At 48.7% G+C, this 20,895-nt stretch carries 26 protein-coding genes and 3 tRNA genes; 18 read left to right on the top strand and 11 right to left on the bottom strand.

Going from position 1 to position 20,895, the window contains the following annotated elements; translation table 11 throughout:
• The first annotated feature begins 90 nt into the window (after positions 1-90).
• The 3 genes from GI364_RS17075 to GI364_RS17065 all read left to right on the top strand — a co-directional run bounded on the left by GI364_RS17075 (position 91) and on the right by GI364_RS17065 (position 3,481).
• The gene (locus tag GI364_RS17075) at positions 91-1,821 is read left to right on the top strand and encodes an ABC1 kinase family protein (protein ID WP_198850436.1); all 1,731 of its coding nucleotides are present in this window, start codon (positions 91-93) and stop codon (positions 1,819-1,821) included.
• Between the two features lie 105 nt (positions 1,822-1,926).
• Positions 1,927-2,460 (top strand): manganese efflux pump MntP, encoded by a 534-nt coding sequence (locus GI364_RS17070; RefSeq protein WP_198850435.1) that lies wholly within the window; start codon positions 1,927-1,929, stop codon positions 2,458-2,460.
• An 88-nt stretch (positions 2,461-2,548) separates the two neighbouring features.
• On the top strand, positions 2,549-3,481 hold the full coding sequence (locus tag GI364_RS17065; RefSeq protein ID WP_198850434.1) for a phosphosulfolactate synthase: 933 nt from the start codon (positions 2,549-2,551) through the stop codon (positions 3,479-3,481).
• A 29-nt stretch (positions 3,482-3,510) separates the two neighbouring features.
• Here the strand turns inward: GI364_RS17065 and GI364_RS17060 are convergent, their stop codons facing one another.
• Together GI364_RS17060 and tpx are read right to left on the bottom strand one after the other, a co-directional pair.
• Positions 3,511-4,422, bottom strand: a complete 912-nt coding sequence (locus tag GI364_RS17060) for a glycine betaine ABC transporter substrate-binding protein (protein ID WP_198850433.1) — start codon at positions 4,420-4,422, stop codon at positions 3,511-3,513.
• A 150-nt stretch (positions 4,423-4,572) separates the two neighbouring features.
• On the bottom strand, positions 4,573-5,091 hold the full coding sequence (gene tpx, locus GI364_RS17055; protein WP_198850432.1) for a thiol peroxidase: 519 nt from the start codon (positions 5,089-5,091) through the stop codon (positions 4,573-4,575).
• A 285-nt stretch (positions 5,092-5,376) separates the two neighbouring features.
• On the opposite strand from tpx, the gene liaF reads away from it, so the two are divergent.
• The 4 genes from liaF to GI364_RS17035 all read left to right on the top strand — a co-directional run bounded on the left by liaF (position 5,377) and on the right by GI364_RS17035 (position 8,145).
• On the top strand, positions 5,377-6,174 hold the full coding sequence (gene liaF, locus GI364_RS17050) for a cell wall-active antibiotics response protein LiaF (protein WP_198850431.1): 798 nt from the start codon (positions 5,377-5,379) through the stop codon (positions 6,172-6,174).
• 2 nt (positions 6,175-6,176) lie between these two features.
• A complete protein-coding gene (locus tag GI364_RS17045; protein WP_198850430.1) occupies positions 6,177-7,214 on the top strand; it encodes a sensor histidine kinase in 1,038 nt (345 codons plus the stop codon).
• Entirely contained in the window at positions 7,211-7,840 is a 630-nt protein-coding gene (locus GI364_RS17040; protein ID WP_198850429.1) for a response regulator, read from the top strand. The genes GI364_RS17045 and GI364_RS17040 overlap by 4 nt, the downstream gene beginning before the upstream one ends.
• A gap of 89 nt (positions 7,841-7,929) precedes the next feature.
• Entirely contained in the window at positions 7,930-8,145 is a 216-nt protein-coding gene (locus tag GI364_RS17035; RefSeq protein ID WP_198850428.1) for an alpha/beta-type small acid-soluble spore protein, read from the top strand.
• Positions 8,146-8,346: 201 nt separating this feature from the next.
• On the opposite strand, the gene GI364_RS17030 is transcribed toward GI364_RS17035, so the two are convergent.
• Together GI364_RS17030 and GI364_RS17025 are read right to left on the bottom strand one after the other, a co-directional pair.
• On the bottom strand, positions 8,347-8,769 hold the full coding sequence (locus tag GI364_RS17030; RefSeq protein ID WP_198850427.1) for a CBS domain-containing protein: 423 nt from the start codon (positions 8,767-8,769) through the stop codon (positions 8,347-8,349).
• Positions 8,770-8,840: 71 nt separating this feature from the next.
• The gene (locus tag GI364_RS17025; RefSeq protein ID WP_198850426.1) at positions 8,841-9,203 is read right to left on the bottom strand and encodes a hypothetical protein; all 363 of its coding nucleotides are present in this window, start codon (positions 9,201-9,203) and stop codon (positions 8,841-8,843) included.
• Positions 9,204-9,342: 139 nt separating this feature from the next.
• Here GI364_RS17025 and GI364_RS17020 point away from each other — a divergent pair, with 139 nt between their 5' ends.
• Together GI364_RS17020 and GI364_RS17015 are read left to right on the top strand one after the other, a co-directional pair.
• On the top strand, positions 9,343-9,606 hold the full coding sequence (locus tag GI364_RS17020) for a DUF3905 domain-containing protein (RefSeq protein WP_198850425.1): 264 nt from the start codon (positions 9,343-9,345) through the stop codon (positions 9,604-9,606).
• 65 nt (positions 9,607-9,671) lie between these two features.
• Positions 9,672-10,028, top strand: a complete 357-nt coding sequence (locus GI364_RS17015; RefSeq protein WP_198850424.1) for a hypothetical protein — start codon at positions 9,672-9,674, stop codon at positions 10,026-10,028.
• Positions 10,029-10,122: 94 nt separating this feature from the next.
• Here GI364_RS17015 and GI364_RS17010 read toward each other — a convergent pair whose 3' ends face one another.
• Positions 10,123-10,968, bottom strand: a complete 846-nt coding sequence (locus GI364_RS17010) for a zinc metalloprotease HtpX (RefSeq protein ID WP_198850423.1) — start codon at positions 10,966-10,968, stop codon at positions 10,123-10,125.
• 282 nt (positions 10,969-11,250) lie between these two features.
• On the opposite strand from GI364_RS17010, the gene GI364_RS17005 reads away from it, so the two are divergent.
• From GI364_RS17005 to speD, 3 genes are all read left to right on the top strand, one after another.
• Positions 11,251-11,556, top strand: coding sequence for a hypothetical protein (locus GI364_RS17005; RefSeq protein ID WP_198850422.1), 306 nt, complete (start codon positions 11,251-11,253; stop codon positions 11,554-11,556).
• A 99-nt stretch (positions 11,557-11,655) separates the two neighbouring features.
• Positions 11,656-12,348, top strand: coding sequence for a rhomboid family intramembrane serine protease (locus tag GI364_RS17000; protein ID WP_198850421.1), 693 nt, complete (start codon positions 11,656-11,658; stop codon positions 12,346-12,348).
• Positions 12,349-12,722: 374 nt separating this feature from the next.
• Positions 12,723-13,106 carry an adenosylmethionine decarboxylase gene (gene speD, locus GI364_RS16995; protein WP_198850420.1) on the top strand — a complete coding sequence of 128 codons (384 nt, stop codon included), beginning with the start codon at positions 12,723-12,725 and terminating at the stop codon, positions 13,104-13,106.
• 212 nt (positions 13,107-13,318) lie between these two features.
• On the opposite strand, the gene GI364_RS16990 is transcribed toward speD, so the two are convergent.
• The gene (locus GI364_RS16990; protein ID WP_198850419.1) at positions 13,319-13,810 is read right to left on the bottom strand and encodes a hypothetical protein; all 492 of its coding nucleotides are present in this window, start codon (positions 13,808-13,810) and stop codon (positions 13,319-13,321) included.
• Positions 13,811-13,981: 171 nt separating this feature from the next.
• Between GI364_RS16990 and GI364_RS16985 the strand changes: the two genes are divergently transcribed.
• From GI364_RS16985 to GI364_RS16970, 4 genes are all read left to right on the top strand, one after another.
• Positions 13,982-14,056: transfer RNA gene (locus GI364_RS16985), tRNA-Ala, on the top strand.
• Between the two features lie 478 nt (positions 14,057-14,534).
• A tRNA-Phe gene (locus GI364_RS16980) sits at positions 14,535-14,610 on the top strand.
• 55 nt (positions 14,611-14,665) lie between these two features.
• Positions 14,666-14,740, top strand: a tRNA-Cys gene (locus GI364_RS16975).
• Positions 14,741-14,838: 98 nt separating this feature from the next.
• Positions 14,839-15,174, top strand: a complete 336-nt coding sequence (locus GI364_RS16970) for a hypothetical protein (protein ID WP_198850418.1) — start codon at positions 14,839-14,841, stop codon at positions 15,172-15,174.
• A 185-nt stretch (positions 15,175-15,359) separates the two neighbouring features.
• Here the strand turns inward: GI364_RS16970 and GI364_RS16965 are convergent, their stop codons facing one another.
• The 4 genes from GI364_RS16965 to GI364_RS16950 all read right to left on the bottom strand — a co-directional run bounded on the left by GI364_RS16965 (position 15,360) and on the right by GI364_RS16950 (position 18,665).
• Positions 15,360-16,478, bottom strand: coding sequence for a YncE family protein (locus GI364_RS16965; RefSeq protein ID WP_198850417.1), 1,119 nt, complete (start codon positions 16,476-16,478; stop codon positions 15,360-15,362).
• Between the two features lie 238 nt (positions 16,479-16,716).
• Positions 16,717-17,556: a M48 family metalloprotease gene (locus GI364_RS16960; RefSeq protein WP_198850416.1), complete on the bottom strand. Its 840-nt coding sequence runs from the start codon at positions 17,554-17,556 to the stop codon at positions 16,717-16,719.
• Between the two features lie 2 nt (positions 17,557-17,558).
• A complete protein-coding gene (locus GI364_RS16955; protein ID WP_198850415.1) occupies positions 17,559-17,930 on the bottom strand; it encodes a BlaI/MecI/CopY family transcriptional regulator in 372 nt (123 codons plus the stop codon).
• 162 nt (positions 17,931-18,092) lie between these two features.
• Complete coding sequence (locus tag GI364_RS16950; RefSeq protein ID WP_198850414.1) at positions 18,093-18,665, bottom strand: manganese efflux pump MntP; 573 nt, start codon at positions 18,663-18,665, stop codon at positions 18,093-18,095.
• 363 nt (positions 18,666-19,028) lie between these two features.
• Here GI364_RS16950 and GI364_RS16945 point away from each other — a divergent pair, with 363 nt between their 5' ends.
• On the top strand, positions 19,029-19,658 hold the full coding sequence (locus tag GI364_RS16945; RefSeq protein ID WP_198850413.1) for a TetR/AcrR family transcriptional regulator: 630 nt from the start codon (positions 19,029-19,031) through the stop codon (positions 19,656-19,658).
• A gap of 42 nt (positions 19,659-19,700) precedes the next feature.
• Here the strand turns inward: GI364_RS16945 and GI364_RS16940 are convergent, their stop codons facing one another.
• On the bottom strand, positions 19,701-19,889 hold the full coding sequence (locus tag GI364_RS16940) for a DUF4025 domain-containing protein (RefSeq protein ID WP_198850412.1): 189 nt from the start codon (positions 19,887-19,889) through the stop codon (positions 19,701-19,703).
• Between the two features lie 52 nt (positions 19,890-19,941).
• On the opposite strand from GI364_RS16940, the gene GI364_RS16935 reads away from it, so the two are divergent.
• A complete protein-coding gene (locus tag GI364_RS16935) occupies positions 19,942-20,865 on the top strand; it encodes a DMT family transporter (RefSeq protein WP_198850411.1) in 924 nt (307 codons plus the stop codon).
• Positions 20,866-20,895: the final 30 nt, after the last annotated feature.

The raw sequence follows: 20,895 nt of genomic DNA, 5'->3' as shown, positions 1-20,895 counted from the left end.
CATCAAAAAAACCTCTCATGATTGAGAATTTTTCTTGACAGGCATCAATACGTTGGGAATGGGTACAGTCAGAGAGGGACGTGCGGTACAATGGAGAAAAGACAGGCTATATTGCGTGAAGGCAGGGAAAGGCGGTATTCCGGAATGATTGCGAAACGCGTGCGTCACTTTCAGCGATATCGAGAAGTGGCTCGAGTGCTTGTCAGCAATGGCTTCGCATGGTTCATTGACAGAGTTGGCTTAGCAGACATCCTGCGTCTTCCCCGGCGTATTTTTGTTGGAATGTCGCGACAGGAGACCCTGCTTACGCATGAGCGGATGCGGATTGTACTTGAGCGGCTGGGTCCTACGTTTGTCAAGGTTGGACAAGTTGCAAGTTTGCGACCGGATTTATTGCCTAAAAACATTGTAACGGAGCTGGGTAAACTTCAAGATGAAGTTCCCCCATTTGAGTTCGACCGGGTACGGTCCATTGTTGAAGACGAACTATCATCTCCAATTGAAGAAGCCTTTGCGATGTTTGAAGAGACTCCGCTGGCGGCCGCCAGTCTGGGGCAGGTTCACCAAGCGGTTCTGAAAACAGGTGAAGTTGTTGCAGTAAAGGTGCAGCGTCCCGGTGTCGAAACACAAATTCAAACAGATTTGGAGATTTTGAGGGATATCGCTGTACGGGCAGAAAAGCACGTGGAGTCAGCGCGCCATTACCGCGTCACGGAAGTGGTGGATGAACTTGCACGCACCGTCACCAAAGAACTGGACTATGTCCAGGAAGGACGAAACGCTGACAAGGTGAGAGAGAACCTTCAGCGGGACTCCCATGTTTACATTCCAAAGGTCTACTGGGAGTATACGACGCAAAAGGTGCTTGTGATGGAATATGTAGAGGGCATCAAACTGAGCAACGTAGATAAGCTTGAAGAAGCAGGTTACAATCGTGATTTGCTGGCAGAACGTGCTGCTAAAGCCGTATTTGAGCAGTTGCTGGTGCATGGCTTGTTTCATGCAGACCCGCACCCCGGCAACATTGCTGCTTTACCCGACCACCAGATTTTGTTCCTGGACTTTGGAATGGTGGGAAAACTCTCGCAGGAGATGCGTGATGAGCTGGCGTCACTTATTATTGCGCTGATGCAAAAGAGCACTGACTTAATTGTACGAGCATTATTCCGCATGGGGGTCGTTCCCTCCGATGTAGATTTGTCAAAGCTGACCAGGGATATCGATGACCTTCGCGACAGGTACTATGATGTTCCATTAAGTGAAGTATCTTTAGGCGAATCCATCCGTGACATGTTTAGCGTGGCATATGAGCATGGAATCAGAATTCCGACAGATTTGACGTTAGTGGGCAAGGCCCTGTTGACGATTGAAGGGGTTGTTGAAGAGCTCGACCCCGAATTTAGTATTATGGATGTGGCGGAACCTTTTGGGAAAAGACTGTTGAAAGACAAAGTTGATCCGGCCCGGCTTGCCAAAAAACTGGGAGAGCGGCTGTTGCAGGTAACGGATTTTCTTGGAGAAGTACCGCAGACCCTAAGCCAGCTGAGTCAACACCTGCGAAAGGGAGAAATAGACATCCGAGTACGTGCGCCTGAATTGGAGCAGGTACTGAAGAAACTGGACAGAATCAGTAACCGCCTGTCCTTTAGCATTATCCTGTTGTCACTCAGCATCTTTATTGCAGGGGTCGTGCTGGCTGCAGCGGTGTCTAAGCCCGCTTTGTCGAGTTTTACTATGCATATCACCGATGGAGCTATTGTGGTGGCTGTACTGATGGGAGTCTGGTTGATCTGGTCCATTATCAAGTCGGGGAGATTGTAGTCCTCAGGTGGTAAGTTGCAACCAGAATTGGAGTATGGGAGGATGAAAGCACATTGATGAATCCCATCTCAGTTTGCGACACCAGGGTACGAAGGAGTTCACGCCATGATTTGGCAACTAGGTATGTTAGGTTTGGCTTTGGGGTTAAACAACGCTTTGGCATCCGTTGCACTTGGCACAATGCAAATTCCCCGGACCAGGCAGTTTATGATTGCTTTGATATTTGGAGTATTCGAGGCAGGTATGCCTGTTTTGGGGATGTGGATAGGACGCGACCTCTCAATGTTAATCGGAAACAAGGCAAAATTCTTTGGCATTTTCATCCTCGCCGTAGTCGGGATTTATTCGTTGTTGAAATCGGGTGACGGGGAGGATGAAAAGCCTGCTCGTACCCTTGGTGTTCGCACCTTGGTTCTTGCCGCCGCCCTGAGTTTGGACAACCTTACAGTGGGTTTTGCTCTGGGCATGATGACTTTGCCAATGGGACTTGCTGCTTTAATTTTTGGGGTTGTGAGTTTAGGCATGACACTCATCGGACTGGAGATAGGCCGCTTCATCGGCAGTCGTGTGAATGTATCAGCGGACAAGCTGTCTGGTGCAGTGTTGCTGGTAACGGCCGTCTTGATGCTGGTCCATTAGCCTTGGCAGCCTCGTTCGGCTCGACACGCATTTGGGGCATTCGCCATATACTGTGGGCAATGAATTCATCACAGGAGGCGGATGGCTCGTGGAACACCCCTACTGGACCGAACTGTTGCAGGACGTTGTCCCCGGCAGAGTTGAAAAACCGCGAATTTCCGGGTTAACCATGGTCATTGACAGCGGACTTCCAATCTCCGCTATGCGAGGTATTTTCGAACTGGCGGCAAACCACGTGGATTTTTGGAAGCTGGCCTATGGCAGTGGAAAAGTTCTTCCCTCAGAAAGAATCCAGGATAAAATCAGTCTGTGCCAAGAATATGATATATTGCTGTACCCAGGCGGAACTGCTTTTGAAATCGCCTATGCCAACGGTGCATGGGAACAGTATCTTGACTCTGTCTATGACGCTGGAATGCGGGCAGTCGAGATTTCCGACGGGACCATTTCATTACCCGTGCGAACACGCAGAGAAATGATTCACTCGGCCAGAGAAGCGGGGTTTATCGTTCTTACTGAGGTCGGAAAGAAGATAGATGATGACCAGTTAAGTATGTCTGAGCGATTGCATCTGATGCGCAGCGACATCCTCAGCGGAGCAGACTACGTGATTGTTGAGGGCCGGGAATCCGGTCTCGGTTGCGGCATCTATGACGCAGACGGTTATGTACGTGAACAGGATGCGAAATTTCTCGTAGACGGTATGGGTCCGCTTGCAAATCACGTCATTTGGGAGGCCCCTCTGTATCGGCAGCAGGTATATCACGTTCAGACACTGGGCTCCAAAGCAAACCTGGGGAACATTTCACCTGATGGCGTTCTCCGATTGGAAAGCCTTCGAAGAGGTCTCTGTGCGGACACGATGGCCCTTCAACCTGATATCATACGTCAGCAGATGGAGGCCGCAGCCGAAGCGGATCAAACAGACGACGCTTCTGCTATAAATGGTTCCGCAGGACCAACCCTATGGGTTGACCCAAGGAATACAACGAAACGGAAGAAAAAGGGCAAACCCCGGTAAAATACCGGTCCCCACAGTTCGCCTTTGGACTAAAACCAACTGCTGATGAGTGACTGATTCTTTGCTATCCATTTTTTCGCGGCTGAATCCTTATCTTTGGTGTTCTTCATGTATTCCTCTAATGAAGCGAGTTGGTTAGGAGTAAGTTTAAAGTTGGAAAACCAGCCGCTGACAGTGGGATTATCCTTAGCCCATTTTTTATTCGCTGCTACTAGTATCTTGTTGGTGGTTTTGCTCTTCACAATGTATTTGGGGTCGCTGATGTATTTCAGGTTGTATTTCGTAAAGGCCCAGTGCGGTGTCCACATGACCACTGCAATGGGTCTTTTGGCTTTTACTGCCTGTTTCAGCGCTGTTAGCATGGCCGGCGTGCTGCTGTCCTGAACGTGAATATGATTCATTCCGTAGACCTTTACCATTTTTTTCACCGAGTTTTCTTCTTGAGACCCGGGGTCAATGCCAACGATACGATGCTTAAATTGTGCTGCGTGGGCATTAAGTTCTTGCGGGGTGTTGATGTTCGTCATGTACTTGGGTACTGCAACCCCTTCACTGGACTCGCCGGTATACCAGTCTGTCAAATACGAAATGTTGCTTTTGTACTTTTTAATATTGTTTTGCTCTGCGGGCAGCCAGAGGTCAAAGAATGCGTCGACTCCTCCCTTTGACAACCCCAATAAAAGCGGACCCACATCCAACTCCTTTAAATTCACTGTGTATCCTTTCTGTTCTAACAAGACTTTCCACAGGTGTGTTGTGGCCACATCTTCTGTCCACGGGAGCCATGCGATAGTAATCGTCTTGCTGGCTCTGGCTCCTCCTGTTGCGTTAGAGGTATTTGTCGTGGCGTTGTTGCTGATTTGAGTGCCGCAACCCGCTGTTGCAATCGAGAATGTGGTGAGCAAGAACAGCGAGGCGAATTTCTTTGTGCCGGTCTTCACGAATGATCCCTCACATTTCGAAATAGTTTGCGGCTATTGTGTGCGCAATTCAATTTGGTTATTCCGTGTCTGCTTGTGTACGCAAAAACAGGTGCTTGTCTCCCACATGGGAGACAAGCACCTGGATTACTTACGTATTATCATCCTGACTTACTTCGCTTTTTTAGCGGCCTCTAAGGCGGATTCGTAATTCGGGTGTTGACCTGCGCTGGGGACGTATTCAACGTATTGAATTACGTCATTTGAATCGACCACAAAAACTGCGCGCGATTCCAGGCGTTCTTCTTTAATGTGCGTACCGTATGAATCTCCAAAAGACATGGCACGATGGTCTGAAAGGGTTTGGACCTGATCCACACCGACAGCTCCACACCAGCGTTTTTGTGCGAAGGGAAGGTCGGCGCTAATCGTGAGAATCACAATGTGTTCACCTAATTTTGCCGCCTCCTCATTAAAACGACGGGTTTGAGCGTCGCAAACGCCCGTATCCAGAGAGGGAACAACGCTGATGATTCTGACTTTCCCTTTGGAATCTGCCAGCGTGACGGGACTTCTATCGTTAGCAATGACTGTAAAATCAGGCGCTTTGTTGCCTGGTTTTTGTTCGGGTCCGATTAAAGTGACGGATGTTCCAGCAAAGTCAAACGCGTTAGCTCTTTCCTGCGGCATATGTATCTTCCTTTCGTTTTGGAGTAGCAATGTGCAGGTGACACAATTTTGTCACTAGTACACACTTCATATGATAACACGGCAGGGACTAGGACTAAAGTCTGAGTGTGAAGGGAATCAGAGTCCGTTGTGGAACCTTGTCTTACCCAGTACGATAAGGTCAAGGCAGCGATGAGACGGCAGCAGCAGACTGTAAAGCCGTTTTGGAACTGTTTGAAGTGACGAAGAAGTGACGAATACTGTTTGAAGTGACAAAGACTGTTTGAAGTGACAAAGAAGGATGCGATGATGATGAAACGACCATCACTGATTGGGATCCTCATTCTTGTAATTGGAGTACTGTTCTTGTTAGAACAATTGCATGTAGGGATTAACAATCAAGCGCTGCTCCGGCCGGATGTACTTTGGCCCCTCGCTCTGGCAGTAGTGGGACTCTTCGGTGTCGTGGGTAATACCAGCAGGCGGTTTCCGGTCTGGTCTGTGTTTGCACTCACATTAGGACTCGGGCTTGCCGTCCGCAATGCGGGACTGTGGCCGTCGCTGAACCGAACCAGCAGTTGGAATTTGTTTTGGGGTCTGTTCATTGTATTTGTGGGATTGCAAATGGTACTTCCAAAACACTGGAAGAAACATCGCTTTGTCCGGAGTTGGAGCAAATCCGGTGATAAAAGAACATTTACTATCGACGCAACGGATTATACCGGCAAGAAGCAGCACACGGTGAACCGGAAATGGGTCGGGGACCTGAATGTAGGACAACAGCCTTGGGTGTTAAAAGACCTGTCACTCTGGAACGGGGTGGGGGATGTCAGGGTGAATTTGAATACGGCACGTGCTGAATCTGGAACATATCACATCAACATCGGCGGTTGGATTGGGGATGTCAGGGTTCTTGTTCCTTATGGCTTACCCGTTCACATTGTGTCTGACATCAACATTGGGGACGTCAAGATGTTTGGCGAAAGCCACTCGGGTATGCATCCGAACGTTGAGTATGAGGATGAAGAATTTGAAGAAGCCGATACCAAGGTGTTCATAAATATAGAACTGAAAATCGGAGACGTCCAAATAATGAAGGTGTAGCCGTGTCCATTCGAACAGCGTTTATCTATCTTACACTGATTTCTACCGTACTGACCGCCATCGTTGTCGGGGTTGTCCTTGGGACGATGTCTCACGTTGTGCTGTCGGCAAGCACCATAGTCGGTTTATTGGTTGCATTGCTTGCAGTCCTCCTTGTCTCAGTTTGGTTGGGGTACTTCTTTGCACAACTCATCAGAAGGCGTTTATACGAGATTGAGGAAGCAGCAGGGCTTTTGGCGTCTGGTCGATTGAACCATAGGATTACGATTATGGGTACTGGGGACGAAATTGACCAACTGGGAGAACAGTTTAATAGTATGGGGCGACAGCTTCAATCGTACGTGCAAAAGCTGCAGGAACTGGCTGAGGAGAACAAACAGTTGGCTTCAGAATCTGAACGTGTAGCAGTACTGGATGAGCGCCAGCGACTTGCTCGTGAACTTCACGATTCCGTTAGCCAACAGTTGTTTGCGCTCACGATGTTGTCTGCTGCCGCGCAGAGATACTTTGATTCTCATTCTCCAGAGTTAGGGAACACGCTCGCGAAACTGAACGAGCTATCCAATGCGGCTCAACGGGAGATGCGCGCGCTCCTATTGCATCTGCGCCCCGTGGAACTAGAGGGACGTTCGCTTCACGAAGCGATAGAGGCGTTTTTGGAGGCTGTGACAGACCGCCATCGTCTGCGAACCGAACTGACTTGGGACCTGAACGAAAGTGTTCCTGTAGCCATCGAGCAGCAATTGTTCAGGATTCTTCAGGAAGCCGTTTCGAATGTGTTAAAGCACGCTGAGGCGTCGAACTTGCGGGTTTCCGTGCGTGGAACTGCCGATGTGATTGAATTAGCCATCTTGGATGATGGAATTGGAATTGAAACAGAAAGACCAAGTCCTGAGGGCGACTCGTACGGGATTCGGTCGATGAAGGAAAGAGCCATGGGGCTCGGCGGCAGTTTTGACGTGTGGAGGCGTGAGCAGGGTACAGCAGTGCAAGTATCTATACCGCGTGTTGTGGGGCAGAAGGGGGGCAGACGGCAGTGATTCGAGTACTGTTGGTTGACGATCACGAAGTTGTCAGAATGGGCATCAAAAGTTACTTGCAGACTGAATCAGACATAGAGGTTATTGCTGAGGCTCAAAACGGTACGGAAGCCGTTGATTTGGCAGTATCCCTTAAACCAGATGTGGTTGTCATGGACCTCTTAATGCCGGGGATGTCCGGCGTTGAAGCAACTGCGGCCATTGTCGGCCAAGGGCTGAGCTGTAAAGTCATTGTCTTAACGAGTTCTCTTGACGACGCCAAGATGGTGCAGAGTCTCCGAGCCGGAGCGATTGGCTATATTTTGAAGACCAGTTCCGCAAACCGGGTGCTGGAGGCAGTGCGGCTTGCTGCGAGCGGTCAATCTGTACTTGACCCTGAAGTGCAGCAAAGGGTTATCGGACAGTTGCAGCAAACAGGAGATAAACCTGTCTGGGAGGACCTTACTCCGAGAGAAAGAGAAGTTCTGAAGGGCATTGCAAGGGGCAAGAATAATCAAGAAATTGCGGACTGGCTTGGGATTGGGATTAAGACGGTGAAAACGCATGTAGGAAACTTGTTTTTGAAGCTGGATGTGATGGACCGGACTCAGGCCGCTATTTATGCCATTCGAAATCATCTCGATTAGTCGTGTGGCAAAATAAGTAAACAAGAGCAAAATGTAACTGTGTATCAACTGCGGACATGGACATAATACGTTTACAAGGAGGTGATAGCATGGCACAAGGTCAGAAATCCAATACACCAGTAGTCAAAACCGCTGCGAAAGCTCTTGACCAGATGAAGTATGAAGTAGCCCAGGAATTAGGCATCACTCCTCCCTCTGATGGATATTGGGGAACCATGACAACTCGTGACACGGGTTCGATTGGCGGTAACATTACTCGTAAGTTGGTGGCGTTGGCTGAACAGCAAATGTCAGGCCGCGCATAATTTCAAATATGTTCTTAAAAGAACCCTGCGTACTCTCGCAGGGTTCTTTTGTTGACAGTTACACCATTCGGACCTGCAAAAAGCGCAATACCATTTAGAACCGTAAAAAGGGCTGCTCACTGAGTTCACTGCAAGTGAACAGGAGCAGCCCTTTTTCTCAGCCGTATAGCTCGGTTAGCGTCGTTGCCGTTGCTGCAGCGTTTACTGCAAAGGGGTCCGCTGAGAAATTTTATTCAAGGCATCGCCAGCTTCGTTGATGTGAATATCAACGGTAGCAAGGTCACCGATTGCGCAAATTCCAACAAGTTTGCCGGAGTTGTCGGTGACAGGCAGTCTGCGAATTTGGTGCTGAGACATTAAATCAGCCGCTTCGTGAGCATCCATATTCGGTGTGCCAGTCACCGGCTGTTGCGTCATGCATTCTCTTACGGAAGCATTCGCCTTGCCTTTTGCCACACCCTTAATGACAATATCTCTGTCGGTGATTACACCTACAATCCTCTCATTTTCCACAACTGGCAAAGAACCACAGTCAATGCTTTGCATTAATTGTGCTGCCTTTTCGAGGGTATCGGACTCACTTACATACGTCACGTTGGAAGTCATAATGTCCTTCAGTTGCATTCAGTCGTCCCCCTTACCGAGTATAAGTAGAGGTCAAGCCTCCGGCTTTAGTATGCTCGATTCGGTCCGACTTATGACCGCCCAAGGCGCCGCCATGCTCGAATGTCTTGGGCAGACGTGTACACTCCCCATGCTCCGAGGACCACTCGCACCGCATTCTCCAGCGGATCGGCGGAGCCAGGGACTGAGGCAGGAGAAATGGTTCCCCACAGTCCCCAAACGGTGCACAGCAATCCCAAGCTGAAGGCAGCGGCAACTGCGTAGCGGTAACGTGATCGGGCTGAAACAATCAGGAGAACACCGAGAATCAGGAATACAGTATCTTCCACTAGACTGAGCTGCATATACTCTCCAACATGCCCGAAACTGAATCCTGCGATGGAGAAGAACAGGAAAATCCACCCGCACAGCCGATCGTAGTGTACAGCGTACATACGACAACGCTCCCTTATCGTCCTGTAACGCTACGGTACAGGAGGTACTAATCATAGATATGTGGAGGCGGGACGAACTATGAGTTGCAACGTATAGCTCTTGTTGGGTGCAGCACTATATAGGCAAGGGGGTGTTACAGTGACGAAACGAGACGAAGGAGAACAGGTGCCAAAATGGAGGGAGACGCCGCTCGATCACTGGAGCAAGGATGTCGATCCCGTTATCATGTCGGGTGATGAGTGGGCAGACGATGATTCGGACCCGGGCCAAAACGTGTTTCGGGAAAAGCTGGAAGGCAGGCCTCCTGCCCCTTTTATGCATCCAATGCATGATACAGGATACGAACGAAGTGCAGACACCGAGAGCTCATCTGGAGACAATGAGAGTCGCGGGAAAAAATGATGTATACAGCCTCCTTCAATAATGTAAAATATGAAAAATCCGATGTGTAGACGGGGGGGCCCGAAGTGGTTGGAGGCTTAATTCAATTACAGCAGAGACTGCAAGAAGCGGAAAGTTTGATACAAAATTTAGAGGATGAACTGCAAACGCTGATTGACGAAGAAAACGGCCCCGGTAAGAACAATCAATCAGAGCCGTCAAACAGCAGACCGAGTGGCAGGGATACGCAAGAGGCCGGTGACCTTGAGCAGTCAGGGTTGTACAGCTATGGTTCGCAGTATGCGGATGTTCGTTCAAGCGGGACCTACGGTGCAAGTGCCGCAGCAAAGTCCTTCGCACAGAACAGTATTGCACAGACGAGATATTCTTCCTTATGTATTGGGCGGGAGGGAGCCTCTGCCGCTTACACACGGCCTGTTTGAACGATGGCTTGGAAATGGGATAATGGAAATAGACAAAGGGCAGGTGGATGATATTCTCCCCTGCCCTTCTTAACGGTCACTTACCAGAAGGTTTTTATCCCAATACACGCATCTGCCGAAGGCGTCTGATGCGTTCCTCTGTCGGAGGATGTGTACTAAACAGCTGCATCAGTGATTCCCCGCGCAGCGGATTGACAATAAACAAATGGCTTGCGGACGGATTTACTCCACTGGGAATGTGCTGAGAATAGGTTTCGAGTCGCTCCAGTGCGTCAGCTAATGGGTTCGGATTTCCCACCAGACGGGCTCCTGTGGCATCTGCTTTGTATTCCCGCGATCGCGATATTGCCAGTTGAACGACGGTCGCAGCAATCGGTGCCAGAATAATGGTAGCTAATTCGCCGACGACTCCTCCGTTATCCTCTTCATTTCGTCCGAAACCGAAAATCATTCCCCATTGAAGGATGTTGGCAATTCCTGTTATAACCCCTGCAATGGTCGCTGCCATGGAACTGATTAAAATATCATGGTTGCGGACATGACCCATCTCGTGGGCCAGGACGCCTTCGAGTTCCCGCGGAGACAGCGTCCTTAAAATCCCCTCCGTTACCGCTACCTTGGCATTCTGCGGATTCCGTCCCGTCGCGAAAGCGTTGGGCTGAGGTGAAGGGGTAATGTATATCTCAGGCATTGGCAGATTGGCTCGTCCAGCCAAGTGTCGGACGATGCGGTACAGTTCAGGCTGCTCCTGCTCACTTACCGGAACCGATGCTGTCATACGAATGGCCATCGTCCCACTCATCCAGTAACTGAAGAAATTCATCGCAACGGAGAGCAAGAGAAAGAACAGCATCCCTGTTGCACCACCGATAAAGCGTCCGACCAACACGAGAATGACGGTCAAAATGCCCATCAATGTCCAAGTTTTAAGCGAATTCACCCTGTACTAAGCCTCCTTGTATAGTAAAAACGGTATGGGTGGATCGTCTACATGTTTATTGTACCTAGGAGTCAATTTTTGCGCAATTATGTTTACTTCAATTCATCCACTCGTATTCAGAAACCCTATCCTGAATTGTGAGCCTGTTCATCATTCGGTATACTGGATGAAGCAGAAAATGAAGCAGAATGCTTCAAACCTCTCTGTGAAGGAATGTTACAGCAGGGAAAGCAGCTACCGGCACGCGTTAGAAAGCTTATAGAAGAAAGGATGTGCGCGTGAATGCGGCTGGGATTGAATGTCGAATTTGATGGAAAGAATTATGATATTCTCGAACTCCCGGGTGAAGCGTTTATACAGTTGATTCCGGGTTTATCGCAAAAGCAGTTTCATAGGATTGACAATTATTTTACTGATTTCTGGTCTGAACCGACACTGCGGCGCAGACATGTGTTGGAGTTTGCAGCGGATCAAACCGGAACGTCGATTGATTATATTATGTTAAACCGTGACGCGATTGACTTCGACGATCACGATTTAGGCGCATATGTTCAACAGCAAACAAAGCAAGGAAATCGACCTTCGTAAACGGAGCGTCCATGACGATCCGAGTTTTGCACTCAAAATCAGACTTTGCTCACTTGATGAAAAACCAGAAGGATACACTTCACATAGAGGAGGATTCATTTGGAAGGTGGAGTCGCAGGTGGGCCACCCCAAAAACGTGCTGCCTCCAATCAACTGTGGAAGAAAGCATGGATGACTTGGTCTTTGATAGGCGTCAATGTTGTCTGGTATGTGCTCGTTGAAGGAATGACGGGCCGAAGCGTCTATGGCTTGGCTCGGGCTGGCGCCTTTTATGCTAACGCTGTCTGGCACGGGCAGTGGTACCGGTTGTTTACTGCCATGTTTGTTCACATGAACTTTATGCACATTACGTTGAACATGGTCTCCTTAGCCAGTCTGTACTTAATTGAACTGTTTTTTGGGGCGTGGCCGTTCGCTTTCCTCTACTTTATTTCGGGGCTCATTGGGAACGTGGTGGGTCTGTGGATTCTACCGGGAAATGAAGTTGCCGCAGGCGCATCAGGAGCCATTTTTGGTGTGTTTGCCGCAGCACTGGTACTGTCTTTCAAGGGATATTTGCCAAAGGTTGTTCGAAATCAGTTGGTTTTGTTGCTGGTGATTAATTTGGTTTACGGCTTTTGGCACAGCAATATCGACAATTCTGCGCATATTGCCGGACTTATCACTGGAAGTCTGGTCACTTTAAGCATTCTGCGCTGGCGTTATCACCCGAAAGTGTTTAAGTCATTAGGTGTCATATCAACGGTTGCTGCTGTGTTGGCGCTTGCCGCCAAGCTGATATCAGTGACATGAGGGCTCGTGAGGATGTTGTAAAGACGCCGTTGCATGGATATGTGAACCAAAGTACAGAATATCAGTAGGAATCCGTATGATGTCATAACGGGACAAGCCAAATGATGTTGCTGACTGGGTGAAATCCTGCAAATACGATTGTTTGAAAACAAAACATTAGTTGGCGCAAATTGTTGTTGCAAATTGTCAGGGTTCATCTTATACTAGCAGTCGTAATGTTTGGCCCACAGTAGGGTGTTAGAAAGAAACTGATATTTGGTATCACCGTTACTTAAAGGGTTAGGACCTCAAAGGACTAACTTTCCCCCGTGGTAATGGTGCGGTACCGCATGCTCAAACGAGCATGATCTTCTGTGGTTAGGGGGAGTCATCGAATGGATACGATGGGTCGTCATGTAATTGCTGAACTTTGGGGTTGTGCAGAAGATCGCCTGAATGATCTCCAAAGTATTGAACGGACTATGGTCAACGCAGCACTAGAAGCAGGAGCAGAAGTCCGGGAAGTTGCATTTCACAAGTTTGCACCGCAAGGTGTCAGCGGAGTTGTCATTATTTCTGAATCTCACTTAACGATTCACAGTTTTCCGGAGCATGGGTATGCAAGTGTTGATGTGTATACCTGCGGCGATCGCATTGATCCCAATGTGGCTTGCGACTATATAACCCAGTGGCTGGGTGCCACCAAGAGTGAATCCATTGAGGTTCCCCGCGGTGTCGGACCCATAGCATTGGATAAGGTCAAGGTTAGGGCGCTTTAGGTCTTACAATTGGGCAAAGGATTGCGAGCGAGAGCTAATGCTCTCGCTCTTTTAGTATCCCCCACTTTTCAGTATATAGGACGCCAAAGGGTTTGATGACAGTAGTCTTGTCAGGACGAAGGAACAAGCTGTGCTTGACTTTCTGTGCAGTTGAATAACCTCCCCTGTAGGTCAAATTTGCTGCTGCAACGGGGTGCTATCGAACGAGTTCCTTATTTGTCTGAGAAGACTCGGGTGTGGTGCGTAGGCAACTGTCTGTCCATTAGCACTTTTCCGTTCCCCGCGTCGATGATGACCAAATACTTGTCCTGGTCGCTCACTGCAAGTCCCATGTAAACCAGGCTCGTTCGGATATTGCGGAGTTGGACGTGTTCAATATTCATCTTCGGGTGAGTCGCAGATATCTTCTTCTGCGCATCTCTGGGCGTTACTTTCGCATACTTCTCCAGTTTCTTTGTATACGCTTCTCTACTAGCCAAGTACGCTTCTTTAAGCACACTTCTGCTGACTTGAATACTGGATTCGATTTGCCAGTTGTGGGTCGTGTGGTGGGGCGAGGTGAACGGCTCAGCAGCAACACTGTAGACGCCGTCAGCATGAGAATGGGCGGAGCTTGTTTGTTGAACAGAACTGTTCGCCAAAGCTACAGGAGCATTTGCCCCCAGGACACACAGCAATGCGCCCATTGTCATAAATTTCTTCATAAAAATGTACCTCCTCTGCCCGAGGTTTTCGGACATGAACTCAGCAGCCAAAATCTGCATCTTTGAGTTACCATGTCCTCAAATACAGTAAGATATGTATTTTGGATTCTTAAAAAAGAGGGCTTGATTTTTCTTTGTGATAACCAGTATAATAGTGACTGTTCCGCTCACGGGGAATTAGCTCAGCGGGAGAGCACTGCGCTGGCAGCGCAGGGGTCAGGGGTTCGAATCCCCTATTCTCCACCAAAGAAGATGAGAGAGTCTTCGTACACGGCAATGGTGTGCGAAGGCTTTTTTAGAGTTTTGACTCACGGTACTTCCTATGACGTTTAGTGTCATGTGTGATGCACACGGTACACAACTTTGTACCGCGGAATTTGTAATTTATCATAACCAATTAGCGTGAGTTCCCGGTTTTTGGCCAACTTGTTATTCAAGAAAGAAATCGGTACTTTACCAGTGAAGACGGGTACCTTCGGGATGTTGAGTGTGGCTAATTCTTTTTTGATCTCTTCTGAAGGGGTCCACATCCCCATCGTCAGAGACGTGTCATTTATCCATCTCGTTAGCTTATTTCCTAGGTCAATCGCGTCCAAGACTTAAATGGAGTCATGAGACGTAAAACCGTGCTGGAGACAGGCCCGGGCCAGCTTCAAAAAACCTCCGATATCTGTTGACACTCCGTACAATCTACGGTATATTCATGACTGTTCCACTTTTGCCCGGCTCGGTAGCTCAGTCGGTAGAGCAGAGGACTGAAAATCCTCGTGTCGGCGGTTCGATTCCGTCCCGAGCCACCATGATTGCTTTTGCAGAGGCACATTAAGTATCGCACGTAGACGCCCGGAAAGCTATGGCGCCATAGCCAAGTGGTAAGGCAGAGGTCTGCAAAACCTTTATTCGCCGGTTCGAATCCGGCTGGCGCCTCCAAAATACTTATTCAGACCGAAATCCGCGTGTGAACGCGGTTTTTTATTTGCGCTCTGTGCGAACCAGTTTCGATAGTGTTTATTTTAGGAGGGAGCATAATGGCGAAGAAGGCCCCAAACCCGTGCCTAGATTGTGGTGCAGCAGACAGGTGGTTGGGAGAGATTTTTCCTGAGGGAAAGCTGCCTGACGGTGTGGATAAGAAGGAATTGATTAGCTTGGATGTATTTGCAAGGATGTACACGGCTGAAAAAACGTCTCAAGAAGGCCGTAAGGAAAGCCATCCGAAACAGGCTTCCGGCTCTTCCGTTCTTCGAATTGCTCGTTCTGGAAATATGATTTCAGACTTTCATCCGGGAGCAGTTCCGTGCCTGGTATGTCCGGAATGCGGCCAGTTGACCATCGTCACGGACCCTTCAAAAATTCGCATTGTGTAGGAATACAGCAGGAGTAACGAGCTGTTCTAAACTCTGCATGAAGCTGTTGCATGAGACTGTTCTATGAAGACGTTCTATGAAGCATGAAACTGTTCTATGGTAGGTGGACTTAGAAAATCCTGTAACAAGGTCTGGTACAGATGAGGCGCTGTAACCACTCACCTGTACCGTGAATCAATGACTGTTTAATGTATGACAAACCACCTGTTAGACATCAGGTTGGGGTAGGTGTGCTTGATCTTCCCCGTCTTCAACGATACTGCGACCGTTTCCATTTTGTTCTCAACCGTCGTGTAGGCCACAGTGCCTGAAGGATTGATGGCAAGTCCGCTTAACATGGACATTTTCCCAACACGAATATCTTTTGCAAAGGTGTTTTTAGCGGCATTATAAACCATAATGTTTCCGCTGAAAGATGCGGCATAGACCCTCTTTCCGGCAGGACCCGCTGCGAGTTGCATGAAACCGCCTGACGACTTCATCATATTCTTCATATTGAAACCTCCGCCTTCTTTCTTTGTAACGGAACCCTCAACCTTATTCGTCTTCGTATTCACAATCGTCATCTGACCATTGTTCCAATTGGCCAACCAGAGCGTGTGCTGCTGCTTGTCATAAACAGAGTCTTCGATGTGACCTACGGGAATTGAGCCCGTAATTTTCCCCGATTTCAAATCGACAATCTGTGTTTTGGTTGCCATTTGACCTGACAAGTAGGCTGTCTGACCTGCTATAGAAAGGGCTTGCCCGCCCGTCTTCAACTGCCATTTTTGTTTGAGTGAAGGAAGGGAATACGCTGTGATGGAACTGTTGCCAGTGATGAGGAGCAGGTGATCCGCTTTAGCCGTGTTTGCGATACGCGCTCCTTTGGGAGACGAAAAACTGCTTGTGACTTTGCCGGATTGAAGGTTTATGACATAGGTTTTGCCCTGCTTGGTCGGGACATAAGCCTTATTTCCGTCGATAGCAGCACGGAAGGCATTAGCTCCCTTAGACAGTGCAATTGTGCTGAGTTTTCCGGAACTTGCATGCTCGATGTAGAAGTTCCCGTTACCTTGCATCTTCATTGGACTGCTTGCAGCTGCTCCAATTAACAGTTCGCCTTTCATGCCAGACATTGGAGCGGCTGTTCCTGTCGAATTACCGCTGCTCGATGCCGATGTTCCATTCGTCATGTTTGCCCCAGTAGAGGAATTTGTCGACGAAGAAGTGGGGGTTGCTGAAACGGTTCCGCAACCGGTTGCGAGGATACCAACCAGCGCCGCCGCAGGAATAACGAGATGTCTAGCCGAGTATTTATTCATTTTCTATAACCTCCCAAAATGAAATGAGCTAACTATACTACATAATGTAGTATAGTTAGCCGCCTAAATCAATAGGGAAGTCTAACTTTCTCGAATCTGGAGTCTCCTATGTCCGGGTGGCCCGCCGTCGCGAGTCGATGGGACGCGGCGGCGGGAACACGTGCGAGGCAGGCTCGCGCATCGAGGTAAACCTTAATCCGAATGAGACCAATACGGCTTGGCTTTCGTAATGTTCCTGTCAGTGGCACCAAATTAAGACGCCTTGGCCGATGGTTAGGGAGACAGCCAGGAGTGTGGGAACGAAGCGCAGTCTCAAGGCGGTATCCCACCAAGTCGGAATTCTGCCAGTGGAAATGAACTCAACCCTGGCTTCAAATGCTCCCGTCAAACCCACCTGTGTTTCAAGACCCGGCTCCGATTGAACGGCCGTCAAGAGTGCCGTAATGAGGGGGACATCGTTACCGCCGTTTGCGTCCAGCGCCCGAACATCAGCCAGAATTTCCCTTCTCACCAGATAGCGGTTGTACAGTTGGGTCATACCGAGCGGCCCGAAAGATAACGACAGGGTTTGAAGGATGGTTTGTTGCAGCGGATCACGAGCAGACGCATGAGCGGACTCATGATACATGACCGCTCTTCGGCCGGCTGAGTCAAGGGCTTCCCAGAGTCCTCTTGAGATACCGATGTTCTGTCGAAGAATACCCCAAGTAAAGGCGTACCGCTTGGAATCCTCAATGATGTGCCAATGGGCGGTATGAAGGATGTCAGGGGGAATGAGTTCTTCTGACAGTGGACTTAACCAATTGGTAATCTCTCTGACAAGTGAGTTTCGTCTCAGAGAGTAGTGAATGGCTCCTACCGCAATGCGGTACCAAATTACAGTCGTGATAAGGACGGAAGTTGTTGCGGTAATCCAGAGCCAAGGTGGGACAGATGCAATCGTTCCCATTGTTTCAATCCACAAAACGTGCCGAACCTCGCTGATCATACCGAAGCCAAAGGAAACCACAACTAACACAGTGATGCCCAAAGCGGTGAAGCAATAGCTGTATTGAGACAAAATAGATGTGCGTCTCATGACTACTCTCCTTTGGTACGCCGTTGTTCAAGTACTTGTTCGAGTTTTTTAACCATATCCGGCTGTATTTTATCCAAGGTATCAACGAAGTGGGCTAAACCGACATCTCCTGACTGCAGCAAAAGATCCATGGCAGCCTGTTCTGCGCGCTGTTTTACAGTCTCTTCGGACGGCTTTGCCTCGTATGTGAAGTGGCGGCGCGTTCCATTTCGGATAAGTAGTCCTTGTTCAACAAGCCGGTTCAGTACCGTTTGAACTGCGTTTAATGAAATCTCCTGATCTTTACAAAGTTCCGTTCGAACCTGACTTGCGCTGCACGGCCCCTGCTGACGAACCAGCAAGAGTGCCTTTTTCCGCAGAGCCCCTCTTTCCATGGCTATCCCCTCTGTTTTTCTACAAATTGTAGGTTTGCAACGCGGATGTGTCAACCTCTTGTAGGTTTTGTCAGCTTGTTGTGTCAGCTTTTGGGGACGCACGTTCGAACAAAACAGTGTTGTGCGGTAGTACGCGATGGTGGCGGCCGTGTACGGAATGGTTTAGCGGACTTGGACAATGCCTACGAGAATCAGAGCAATGCCCGCAGCCAGTGCAGAATACTTTCCAAACAAGCGAGCAAAGACGCCAATGCCAATAATGTTTCCCAGCCAAAACAGAATGTAGCCCCAGAGAGCGATACTAATCGATGTCCACCAGATGTTGGCATAGTCAGCCACCGTGGCGCCAAATGACGTAACAAGATTGCTTGCAGACAAAGCGAATCCGAGCGCAATGGCTTGCCTCCATCCTGGCCGCAGCATAGCAGGTGGTTGTGCCCGGGATGCAAACAAGCGTGGTGCTAAGTAGCCCTGATACAAGAAATAGAGACCGATACTAACAAGCACAATGCATGCAATCCACTTTGTCTGCTCGACGGATACAATCCTCGTAATCATTTGGCCAAACAAGCCGCCGACAAAGGCAAAACCGTAGCCCATGATGTTAATAATGAAATTCACCCAATATGGAACCCGGAGGCCTTTTGTCCCGTAGGCAATACCGACTGTCGTATTGTCGAGGTTGGCTGCTATGCCAATGACATTCAACGTTAGAAAGGCCAATGTCCAGTCCATTATCCCCATCATCCTTTTTCTTTTTATGTCAGAGGTGTATTTGAGGAAAAACGGGGCGGTTCGGTGATATGAAGTTATCTCCTGAATCACAGCATTACTCAAAAATGCATTACACCTCCGCATTGTCTCAAATGTAGGATATGATGGAAGCAGCAAGACTGCAGGGTACAATTCAATCAGGGCATACGCATAATGACACAGAGGCACGCGAACTCTGAGTGGTCTGATATAGACGAATAGTTCCTTCATGTCTGATTCTAAGAAAGCAAAGGATATGCTAAACTGATTAGCAGATTTGAATTTATACCTTTGGAAAATCCATGAGGGAACAGATTATTTGTGAGTACCGAGAAGGTGACAGTATTGACAGAAGAAGGTCGTCGACCAGGTAGACCGCGGGCTGATTCAATGGAAACTCCCACGGCAGATAGAATACTAGAAGTTGCCGGAAGATTGTTTATGGAGCTTGGATTTGACGGTGTGAGTACAGATGAGGTGGCTCGCCAAACCGGTATCACAAAAGCGATGATATATTATTACTTTTCATCCAAGACAGGGTTGTTTACAGCTTCGATGGAACGCATGATGCGTTCCATTCAAGGAAAGACGGCTGCTATCCTGCACCATGACGAACCACTCTATAACCGCCTGCTGGAAATTGCCGAAATCCGCCTGAGTATCAGTGCATCGCGACATGACTTGGACGCCGTTTTAAGAACCTCCCGCAGCGCCTTGAGTGACGAGCAATTGGGACGCATCAAAGCGGCAGAAGAACAACTGGTTCAGGTTGTTATAGATGCTTTTCAAAAGGGGATTGAGGACAAAGAAGTTGGAGACTATTCTCCAACTATGTTGGCCCATGTGTATATCTCGGCACTGTCAGCCGGCGATTCGCATAAACTCCGGGAAGACTATGAAAAACGCGATCCAAAGCGGATCGCGCGTGAAATCGTAGACATACTTTGGGCTGGAATGAGACTTCAAGCTGAGTAGGGCTCACACACGTCTTTTAGCTTTCACAGGTTTACGGGTGCTTCAGGAATCCTCATCAGTGTGTTCGGAAGGTACATCATTGACACCCTTGGTCTTTCCAAATAGGTCGGGTTCGTCACTGGTTCCGGCATTGTAGGCATCGAGAATCTGCTCCTGGATTATGGCTAATCCCTCCATTTCATCCTGAGAGAGACCTTCTTGATGGTTTGTTTCATAGTGTCGCTTAGTCACTTCCATCGCTCCTTTCGAGCATAACGTTGCCACTGCAAAAGGAATTATACGAATGAAACCAAATCGCTTGTTTGCAAACACTACCTTGCTTCTTATTACCGTGGTATGGGGGGCGACTTTTACTTTAACAAAGGACGCTTTGCAGACCGTGCACGTGTTTCCCTTTCTGACCATTAGATTTTTCCTGGCAACACTTGTATTGTTGCTGATTGCCCTCATGTCAGGACCGTCGCGCACAGCATTGCTGCGAAAATCGACATGGTTTGTTGGCGCAGCGCTGGGCCTGTCACTGTTTCTAGCCTATGGTCTGCAGACTTTGGGCTTGAGCACCACGGGAGCCGCAGTGAGCGGCTTTTTGACAGGATTAAACGTTGTCCTTGTCCCGATTTTGTCCATCCCGTTTTTACGACACTTGCCCAGCCTGAGAATCTGGATTGGAGTCGCTCTGGCTGTCATCGGATTAGCCTTGTTATCCGGATATGACCTGCTTTTGGTCAAGCCGGGAGATATATACGTCCTGATGTGTGCACTGTTTCTTGCATTGCAAATCCTGCTAGTAGAAAAATGGGGGAATCTGTCTGATTCCTTAGCGCTTGCAGTGGTTGAGTTGGGCGTTGTTGCTGCAGGGAGTCTCTTTAGCAGCATAGTATCTTCCCACAGCTCTGAGTTGTTTCAATGGTCTCCCTGGTTTCGACCCTCTGTGTTGTGGCCAATCATGATTAACGCAGTCTTCGGCACATCACTGGCCTATTGGGCGCAAAATGTGTTTCAGAAGTATACTGGGTCGGCTCAAATTGCACTTATTTTCTCCATGGAACCCGTTTTTGCAGCCATTGTTGCTTGGCTGTTTTTAGATGAACAACTGTCAGTTTTGGGTTGGATCGGCGGGGCGTGTATTTTTCTCAGCATGCTTATAGCCGATCCCGGTATTTCACTGAGAAGATTGCGGATGAAGAAGCTTGATGTCCACCCTTAGCTGCTGTGAGTCTATCTCTAGGAGTCTATA

It is taken from the genome of Alicyclobacillus sp. SO9 (assembly GCF_016406125.1).
GTDB lineage: Bacteria > Bacillota > Bacilli > Alicyclobacillales > Alicyclobacillaceae > SO9.
The sequence above is the reverse complement of the archived record's forward strand: the minus strand, read 5'-3'. Positions and strand labels throughout refer to the sequence as shown.

What these genes read in the sequence shown, in the direction of transcription:
- GI364_RS17075 (WP_198850436.1), top strand. Translation starts at nt 91, where the DNA reads ATGGAGAAAAGACAGGCTATATTGCGTGAAGGCAGGGAAAGGCGGTAT.
- GI364_RS17070 (WP_198850435.1), top strand. Translation starts at nt 1,927, where the DNA reads ATGATTTGGCAACTAGGTATGTTAGGTTTGGCTTTGGGGTTAAACAAC.
- tpx (WP_198850432.1), bottom strand. Translation starts at nt 5,091, where the DNA reads ATGCCGCAGGAAAGAGCTAACGCGTTTGACTTTGCTGGAACATCCGTC.
- liaF (WP_198850431.1), top strand. Translation starts at nt 5,377, where the DNA reads ATGATGATGAAACGACCATCACTGATTGGGATCCTCATTCTTGTAATT.
- GI364_RS17035 (WP_198850428.1), top strand. Translation starts at nt 7,930, where the DNA reads ATGGCACAAGGTCAGAAATCCAATACACCAGTAGTCAAAACCGCTGCG.
- GI364_RS17030 (WP_198850427.1), bottom strand. Translation starts at nt 8,769, where the DNA reads ATGCAACTGAAGGACATTATGACTTCCAACGTGACGTATGTAAGTGAG.
- GI364_RS17025 (WP_198850426.1), bottom strand. Translation starts at nt 9,203, where the DNA reads ATGTACGCTGTACACTACGATCGGCTGTGCGGGTGGATTTTCCTGTTC.
- GI364_RS17005 (WP_198850422.1), top strand. Translation starts at nt 11,251, where the DNA reads ATGCGGCTGGGATTGAATGTCGAATTTGATGGAAAGAATTATGATATT.
- speD (WP_198850420.1), top strand. Translation starts at nt 12,723, where the DNA reads ATGGATACGATGGGTCGTCATGTAATTGCTGAACTTTGGGGTTGTGCA.
- GI364_RS16990 (WP_198850419.1), bottom strand. Translation starts at nt 13,810, where the DNA reads ATGAAGAAATTTATGACAATGGGCGCATTGCTGTGTGTCCTGGGGGCA.
- GI364_RS16970 (WP_198850418.1), top strand. Translation starts at nt 14,839, where the DNA reads ATGGCGAAGAAGGCCCCAAACCCGTGCCTAGATTGTGGTGCAGCAGAC.
- GI364_RS16965 (WP_198850417.1), bottom strand. Translation starts at nt 16,478, where the DNA reads ATGAATAAATACTCGGCTAGACATCTCGTTATTCCTGCGGCGGCGCTG.
- GI364_RS16960 (WP_198850416.1), bottom strand. Translation starts at nt 17,556, where the DNA reads ATGAGACGCACATCTATTTTGTCTCAATACAGCTATTGCTTCACCGCT.
- GI364_RS16955 (WP_198850415.1), bottom strand. Translation starts at nt 17,930, where the DNA reads ATGGAAAGAGGGGCTCTGCGGAAAAAGGCACTCTTGCTGGTTCGTCAG.
- GI364_RS16950 (WP_198850414.1), bottom strand. Translation starts at nt 18,665, where the DNA reads ATGGACTGGACATTGGCCTTTCTAACGTTGAATGTCATTGGCATAGCA.
- GI364_RS16935 (WP_198850411.1), top strand. Translation starts at nt 19,942, where the DNA reads ATGAAACCAAATCGCTTGTTTGCAAACACTACCTTGCTTCTTATTACC.